The sequence below is a fragment of the Methylibium sp. genome (assembly GCF_013817365.1).
Taxonomy (GTDB): Bacteria; Pseudomonadota; Gammaproteobacteria; order Burkholderiales; family Burkholderiaceae_C; genus Methylibium.
Window position 1 is genome coordinate 1 of record NZ_JACDCU010000212.1, and the last position, 6,737, is coordinate 6,737.

5 protein-coding genes and 2 pseudogenes are annotated in these 6,737 nt (G+C 67.8%); 3 read left to right on the forward strand and 4 right to left on the reverse strand.

From position 1 onward, the window contains the following. Nucleotides 1–89: 89 nt before the first annotated feature. Nucleotides 90–882 (reverse strand): annotated as a pseudogene (locus tag H0W38_RS13310) (manganese catalase family protein); the annotation flags it as partial. Nucleotides 883–1,507: 625 nt separating this feature from the next. Here H0W38_RS13310 and H0W38_RS13315 point away from each other — a divergent pair. Continuing rightward, on the forward strand, nucleotides 1,508–1,756 hold the full coding sequence (locus tag H0W38_RS13315; protein WP_292454798.1) for a hypothetical protein: 249 nt from the start codon (nucleotides 1,508–1,510) through the stop codon (nucleotides 1,754–1,756). A 207-nt stretch (nucleotides 1,757–1,963) separates the two neighbouring features. Next, a pseudogene (locus H0W38_RS13320) lies at nucleotides 1,964–2,273 on the forward strand (tyrosine-type recombinase/integrase); the annotation flags it as partial. Here the strand turns inward: H0W38_RS13320 and H0W38_RS13325 are convergent. Further along, nucleotides 2,274–2,651 (reverse strand): hypothetical protein, encoded by a 378-nt coding sequence (locus H0W38_RS13325; protein WP_292454801.1) that lies wholly within the window; start codon nucleotides 2,649–2,651, stop codon nucleotides 2,274–2,276. 3 nt (nucleotides 2,652–2,654) lie between these two features. Between H0W38_RS13325 and H0W38_RS13330 the strand changes: the two genes are divergently transcribed. Beyond that, nucleotides 2,655–4,961, forward strand: coding sequence for an ATP-binding protein (locus tag H0W38_RS13330; protein WP_292454803.1), 2,307 nt, complete (start codon nucleotides 2,655–2,657; stop codon nucleotides 4,959–4,961). Nucleotides 4,962–5,068: 107 nt separating this feature from the next. On the opposite strand, the gene H0W38_RS13335 is transcribed toward H0W38_RS13330, so the two are convergent. Further along, on the reverse strand, nucleotides 5,069–6,100 hold the full coding sequence (locus H0W38_RS13335; protein WP_292454806.1) for a dienelactone hydrolase family protein: 1,032 nt from the start codon (nucleotides 6,098–6,100) through the stop codon (nucleotides 5,069–5,071). Between the two features lie 256 nt (nucleotides 6,101–6,356). Next, nucleotides 6,357–6,737: bestrophin family ion channel (locus H0W38_RS13340; protein ID WP_292454808.1), on the reverse strand; the 381-nt coding region annotated here is incomplete at its 5' end.

The window sequence follows — 6,737 nt, forward strand, 5'->3', positions numbered from 1 at the left end:
GCCTCGGCGTTTCTCTTGGCACCCATCGGGTCGGTCGATTGCGCGGCCTGGGCGCCGGCGCCATCGACCGCGTTGCCGCCGCCGTCCATGCCGAGCATCGCGCCAGTCATCGGGTCGCTGTCAGGGTCGGAGTGCAGGCGGATGGCAGCCTGTTCGACCGCGTCGGCCTCTTCGGCACTCATGTGGATCTCCGGCATGCCGGAGCCGCCGTCGACGGCGGGCTCGGCCTCGCGGAACTCGAAGGTGCCGTGGTTGTTCCATGGACCCCGGGTGTCGCCCTCGCCGACCGACATGTTGAAGTACACGTTGGTGAATTCCGGCATGCCGGCCAACTTGCCCGGCGGGAAGTTGGGCTGCATGGAATACAGGGCCTTCTCGAACGACTGCTGGTGCGAGATCTCGCGCGTCATGAGGAAGGTGAGCGCATCCTTGACGCCGGGATCGTCGGTCATGTTTATCAGGCGCTCGTAGATGATCTTGGCGCGCGACTCGGCAGCGATGTTGGTTGGTGAGCGGCGGGCCACCGCCGTCGAGCAGCTGCGTGATGTGCGAGTCGTTGCCCCCGCCGGAGATCTTGCGGTACATCTCGGCCTCGGTCTCGTTGCCTTCGGAAATGCGACCCTTGGCGCCCTTGTTGAGCATGGCCACGATGGTGCCTATGACCTCCAAGTGGCTCAGCTCCTCGGTGGCGATGTCGATCAGCATGTCCTTGCGGCCGGGGTCGTCCTGGGCGAGGTACTGCGTGAAATAGCGGCAGGCCGCGGCGAGCTCGCCTTGCGGGCCACCGAACGGCTCGAGCATGAGGTTGGCCAGTCTTGGGTTGGACTCGGCGACGCGGACGGTGTATTGCAGGCGCTTGTTGTGGGCGAACGTGACAGAGATCCTTCAAGGTTGACGGGTGGGCAAGACGAGGGCTTTGCCAGAGCGCAAAACCGGGTCTCCTGACGGGCAATCGCAATGCCCGAGCGGTGCGGAGAACACGGCTTTTCGCTGCCCGCGAAGGCACGAGCCTTGCTCGACGCCTACGCCCTGTCTCCACCGCACCGAGTACCCGGTCAAGCTGTTCGAGGAAGGCGTGCAGATGGGCGACCCAAAGACCAATCGATGGGCTCCGCAACCGAAATCGAGCGCAGCTGCACGGCAGCTTACGGCCGAACAGGCCGACAGCGGCGGTCACGCTGATTCCAGCGCTTTGGCTCGGCCGCCAACCTGAACATCCACCTTCGCTGCCTGGTGCAGCACGGCGTATACCGGCGCACCGACGGTGAGACGGACTTTGTCGAAGTACGAGCGGATCCTCACGCACGTGGGACTGCAAGCGCGGGCGCCACCCCGTGCGCGGGAATGAGAGCGCCAGCTGGCGCAAGCTGCCTGATCGCGGCTCAACGGTCCCTGCACGATAGGCTCAGCACCTGAGAATCGGCACCGCGACCTCATCACGGGAAAACCCTTTGGAACCAATAAGCGTCGGCTCAAACTTACAAAGATTGATGAAGAGGAGCATTTCATGACTGACAACCTGCTCGACACGATCAAGCAGTACGACGACGCGCGCCCCGGGATTCCGGGCGAGCACTGGCTGGCGATGGCCGGGGCCGTGGCCGTGTGGCTCTCGACAAGGCGGCATCCGTCGATCGTGGTGCGCCTGCTGGGTTCGGTGGCGGGCACCGCGCTGGTCGCCCGCGCGGCGACGGGACGGGAGGTGCCCGACAGGCTGCTGCGCTGGCTGCCGTTCGAGCAGGGCAGGCGGGGCTGAGAGGCGGTCGATAATTCCCGGGTGATGGGGCCGCTGCCTCCGACCAAGGCAGCGACGCGCTAGGACAACCCTGCCGCTGCTCAGCGTGCGCTCGGCCAAGTCAAAACTCCTCCACAAATCCTAGCGCGGTGACTCATGGCCGCCTTTCATGAAGCCCGGTCCCTGTGGACCATCGAACTCTCTGAGCCCGGCGGCGAGGTCTCGCCGGCGTGGACCAAGCAAACGGGACTGAAGCCTGACGACTACGTGTTTCCGAGTCGCATTCACGACTCGCCGCACCTGGGACCGCGACAGCGCCCGAATCCTCAAGGCCTGGGTCGAGGAGCTAGGACTTGACCCGGCCGACTACGGCACGCACTCGATGAGGCGAACCAAAGCGACGCTGATCTATCGGCGCACAAAGAACCTGCGGGCCGTGCAGTTGCTGCTTGGCCATTCCAAACTCGAGTCGACGGTGAGGTACCTCGGAATCGAGGTGGACGACGCCTTGGAGATCTCCGAACAGACAGAGATCTGATCAGCCCGTAGTACCGGCCAGCCGCCCGAAAGTCGAGACCTGGCTGTCGGGCGGTGCAACGCATCGCACCGCCGCTTGGTCCTGGTGCGACGATGTCATCGCGGCGAGGGTAATGTCGTCACGCCGACAGGCAGCTTCCTGGCGCGGCCGCGTAGTCACACTGTCGGCGACTTCCAGTCGCTGGCCACGGGCAGCTCCCGGCATCTCCTCCAGCCGTTCCAGTGCCTGAGGCATGTAACGGGCCTTGGTGTACTTGCTGCTCTTGAAGCACAGCGCCAGGCCCTTCGCCGTGGCCTTCAGGAGTTTGCTGTCGCCGAGCGACCATCGGCGATGATTCGAACTGCCCGCCTTTCGACGCGGGTCGACGAAGCGCCGCACCCGATGTCCGTTTACTTCTCCAGACTGCGTATGGCGAGCATCCGCAACCACTTATTTCTGCTGGCGCTCGGCACGCTGCTGCCGGTGGTGCTGTTCGCCGCCGGACTTGCCGTGGTGCAAGCCAAGCAGGAGCGCCAGACGTTCGAACGCGGCATGCACGACCGCGTCGTCGCGATCACGAGCGCCATCGACGCCGAGTTGCGAGCCACGATGGGCGCGCTGCACACACTGGCAGAGAGCCAGGCGCTCACCGACGGCGAGCTAGAGCGTTTTCACGGCCTCGCTCAGCGGGTCAAGAATCTGCACCCCGACTGGGTGACCGTGATTCTGGCCGGCGCCGACGGCCTGCAGCAGGTCAATGCGACGCGGCCCTACGGCGCCGAGCCGCTCCCCATCGACGAAACCGCCAGCTTCGAGGCCGTGCTGCGCACGCTGCAGCCGGCCATCGGCAGCCTGTCGTCGGGCCCGCGCGGTCTGCGACAGGCATTCCCTGTTCGCGTGCCGGTGCTGCGCGAAGGCCGACTGGCCTACGTGCTCACCGCGGTGGTCGACCCGGTGGCCATCTCGCGCATCCTGCGCGAACAGGGCATGCCCGACGACTGGGTCGCCTCGGTGGTCGACCTTCGACTCCTGCAGGCGGCCCGCCTGCACCAGGGGCGGGTGCAGGTCGGCGTGACGGTGGCGCCGGCGTTTCACGCCGCACTCACCTCGGGCCCGGCCGAAGGGGCCTACCGCGGCTCCACGCTGGAAGGCACGCCCTCGTACGTGACCTGGCGACGCTCGGCGTTCAGCGGCTGGTCCGTGGGCATCGGCGTCCCCGCCAAAAGCGTCGAGGCCAGCGCTTGGCGCGTCCTCGTCATCGGCTTGCTGGGTGTGGGCATCTCACTGGCCCTGGCGCTGTTGCTCGCGCGGCTGCTCGCTCGTCGCATCGGCGAGCCCGTGGCACTGCTCGCGGCCCAGGCGCGCGCGCTGCGGCTCGGCGACTACACCTCGTCCCTGCAGCACTCGCAGCCCGAAGCCTCGCGTCTGCCGCCCTCCGACGAGCCGACTGCGCCCACAGACGCGGCGCTGTCCGGCGCCGACGCGCCCGGCCCGACGAGCCTGGCCATGCGGGAGCTGCGCGAGTTGCAGCACGCCCTCGACGATGCAGCACATGCGATGCATGCGCTCGGCCTGGCACGCTCGCAGGCCGAAGGCGCCAACCGCGCCAAGGACGAGTTCCTGGCCATGCTCAGCCACGAACTGCGCAATCCACTGAGCGCGATCACCACCGCCGCGCAAGTGCTGCGCATGCGGCCCGAAGGCGCCCCCGCGATCTCGGCGCAGGGTGTGCTGCAGCGGCAGACCGCGCATCTGACCAAGCTGGTCGACGACCTGCTCGACGCCAGCCGGGTCAGCCACGGCAAGATCGAGCTCGATCGGCGGCGGCTCGACTTCGCCGCACTGGTGCAGCGGGTGGCCGTGCAGGTGGTCGGCAGCTCGCCCAAGCACCAGCTCGATCTGCGGCTCGAGCAGGCCTGGGTGTCGGGCGACGACACGCGGCTCGAGCAGATCGTTACCAACCTGCTGAGCAATGCGGTGCGCTACTCGCCCGACGGCGGCGCCATCCAGTTGGTGCTTGCACGCGGCGCCGACCGCGTGCTGCTCAGCGTGCGCGACGAAGGCGTCGGCATGGCCGCCGAGCTGTTGCCCCGCGTGTTCGACCTCTTCGTGCAAGGCGAGCGCGGCGCGGCACGGTCACAGGGCGGCCTGGGCATCGGCCTCACGCTCGCGCACCGGCTCGCCGAGCTGCACGACGGGCGGCTCGATGCCCACAGCGACGGCGAGGGACAAGGCAGCACGTTCACGCTGACGCTGCCGAGCAGCGAGCCGCTGTCGGGCGAGCCGGCAACGCTGCCTGCCGGCACCGGTGCAGTGCGGCGGCTCGATGTGCTGCTGGTCGACGACTACGACGACGGTCGGAGGATGCTGCGCGAAGTGCTCGAAGGCGCAGGCCACCGGGTGACCGAAGCCGTGGACGGGCCACAGGCCCTGGAGCAGGCAACCGCCGGGGCATTCGACGTCGCGCTGATCGACATCGGCTTGCCTGGCATTGACGGCTTGGAGGTGGCCAGGCGGCTGCGCCGCATGGGACCGCAGCTCGCCACGACGCTGCTGGTGGCGATCACGGGTTACGGCGCGCCGCAGGATCACGCCCGCAGCCGCGAGGCCGGCTTTGACCTGCACGTGGTCAAACCCGTCGACGGCGTCGACCTGCTCGACCAGGTGCAGCGCCTGCTGCAGGCGGCGGCAACGGCGGCGGACCCGTGAGCCAGGGCCCCGGCCGCGAGCGACATCAGCAGCGCATGGATGCCCTCGCCGTCGTGGTCGGAGGCCCACAGCACGCCACAACGCCAGCGGCGACCCGAGCTTGCCAGTCAGCGCAGGCGCTCGGAGAGAAAAGCCAGGATTCGTTCGACAGCCTCGTGCGTCGGCTCGCCGGCACGATCGACGAGGCCGATCGTCAGCACGCTGTGCGGCGGCTCCGGCTGGCGCTTCGCCGAGCGGGCAGGCAGCTCGATGCCCTCGAACGCGTCGCCGAGCTCGCGGCGCAAGGTCTCGAAACGCGGCGCGCGGCAGAACAACGTGTCGCCGTGGAAGCGCACGCCGAGCACCTTCAGCCCGTCTTCGGCCGATCGGCGTCGCGCGTTGGCGAACGTCTCCGGTGTCACATGCACCGCGGCCGCCTTCGCGGGCGTGATCGGCAGCGGAAACGACGGATGCCCCATGACCGGTGCCAGCACCCATGGATCGAGGGTCAGGGTCAACGCGAAGTTGCCGGTCACGCACATGCCGACCGCGCCGATGCCACGCCCGCCCATCTCCTCGTGGATGTGGCGCGCCAGGCCGCGCAGCCAGTCCGCAACCGGGCTCGAACGGTTCTCGGCGAGCACGCGGAACTCGCGGCTGATGCAGACCTTGACCAGCTCCGGAATGCGGTTGAACGGTGACGTCCTCACACCGACCGGCCCGAACAGGTGCGGCATGAACACGGTGAAGCCGGCGTCGACGACACGTCGGGCGAAGTGCGCGACCTCGACGGTGATGCCCGGGACCTCGTGCATCACGAGCACGGCAGGACCGTTGCCCTTGCGGTAGACGGTGCGTTCGCGATCCAGGTGCGTGAACGAGAACGTCGTGAAGTCGTCCAGCGCATCCGTGCCGGGTGAGGACAGCGACTCGTTCGACCCGACGAGAGCCGCGATCGGGCCATCCCGGCCGCTCAGCGCCCGGGCGAGCAATGCTGTGCCGGCGAGCACCGAACCAGCGCGGGCCAGCGGATGACGCGGCCGGCGGGTGACGAGGAACAGGCCGAGCCCGAAGGCGAGCCAACGCTCGCCGGGCAGGCCAGGTCGGGCCTCGTCCCACTGGCGCAAGCGTTCCAATCGCGACGTGAGGTCGTTCGTCATGGCAAATCTTCGTTGGTCGGGGAAGGGTGTCCGGCAACGGGTGTGCCCGATGTCGTGGCGAGCGCCGAATTTATGGCGTCGGAGATGTTCGCCGCCGCCTCGGGTTCGCTCAGCGAATTGACCGCGACGCGGCGGCGCCCCGCGTCCATATCTAGGCTTCGCCAGCACGCCACGCATCCGCACTCGGGGCAGAAGGCGCTCGAGCGCGTGCTCCGGATGTAGGGCCTTGGTAGGCGCCCCGCTTCTTTGAACAGCGTCAATGCAACCAACCGTCAACCGGTTCCAACGCAACCGGCAATTCATCCGCCCCCATCGCCTCAAGCAAGTTGATCTCTAACGTCCGACACATCGCATCGAGCGGCAAATGATGCGCACGCCGCCCAAACGGCTCCTCGATCTCGTCCCCCACCGCATCCAGCCCGAAGAAGGCATAGGCCACGATCGCCACGACGAAGGGCGTCATGAAGCCGATCAAGTCCACTAGCCCGAATGGCAGTAAGAAGCAATAGGGGTAGGCCGTGCGGTGCAGCAGCAGCGTGTAGGCAAACGGAATGGGCGTGGACGCGATGCGCTCACACCCGGCAGCCATCTCGGCCAGGCCGGTGAACTGCCGATCGACCTGCGCGGCGATCTGCGG